Source organism: Cryobacterium sp. MLB-32, assembly GCF_000738085.1.
Lineage (GTDB): Bacteria > Actinomycetota > Actinomycetes > Actinomycetales > Microbacteriaceae > Cryobacterium.
In genome coordinates, this window is the sequence record NZ_JPRS01000523.1 from 1 (window position 1) to 819 (window position 819).

An 819-nucleotide genomic window follows, 5' to 3' on the forward strand; every position below is an offset into this window, starting at 1 on the left:
ACACCAAGGACCATGGATTTCCACCACCACTGTCCCCTCGGCAGGGTGCGCGTGATCGCGAGCGCGATAAGGCCGGCAGGAAGAGCTCGCGCCAAGGATGCGAACAGTGGATGGTCTGGGGGCAGGAATTCCGTCGTCACGAAGTACGTTGTGCCCCACACCATCGGCGCAAGAGCGGTGAGCAGGGTGATGCGGACGGACTTCACGTGACACTCCTTAACGTTGAAATGTTCAACGTTGAAAAGTGTACCTGATGGTCTCGACTATCGTCCCACAGTGACGTCAAGACGGTGCAGTGCACGATCGCTGGACCGAATGATCGCCCAGTGCGCGCAGGTGCGCCCGGATCGTGATCCCTCTCTCGCTGTTCTCCAGCATCCAGATTCAACGGCCCTCCACGGCAGGATGAATTCTTCGTGTCCGTCCATTGACGGGGTGTTTATTCGCTGGACACGTGGTTGCCCTTTCGCGAAGAAGCAGAAAGCGATTCGCTAGTTGAGCGGAGCAGCCCGGCCGAGAGTCACGTTCACGCACGTGATGTCGGGTAGCTGGCGCGCAGGCACAATGCCTGTCCTCGCCGAGCTCTCTGCGATCCAACACACAGTTTTAAGGGAGATTCATGCCTGGATATGACAACACTCACATTCCGTTGACGGTCGTCGAGAAGCTCTGGGGTCAGGTGCTCGCTGATGCGGAACGGATCGCTGTCGAGTCGGAGGCCGGGACTCTGAGTTACCGGCAGCTGTGGGACCGGAGCGTTACGATCGGTTCCGCGTTGCGCGATCACGGAGTGACGACCGACTCGATCGTGGGGATACT

General features: G+C 59.1%; 2 pseudogenes. One reads left to right on the plus strand and one right to left on the minus strand.

Annotated elements, in window-relative coordinates:
- Positions 1-164 (minus strand): annotated as a pseudogene (locus tag JF66_RS19745) (EamA family transporter); the annotation flags it as partial.
- Positions 165-619: 455 nt separating this feature from the next.
- Here JF66_RS19745 and JF66_RS23310 point away from each other — a divergent pair.
- Positions 620-819, plus strand: a pseudogene (locus tag JF66_RS23310) (AMP-binding protein); the annotation flags it as partial.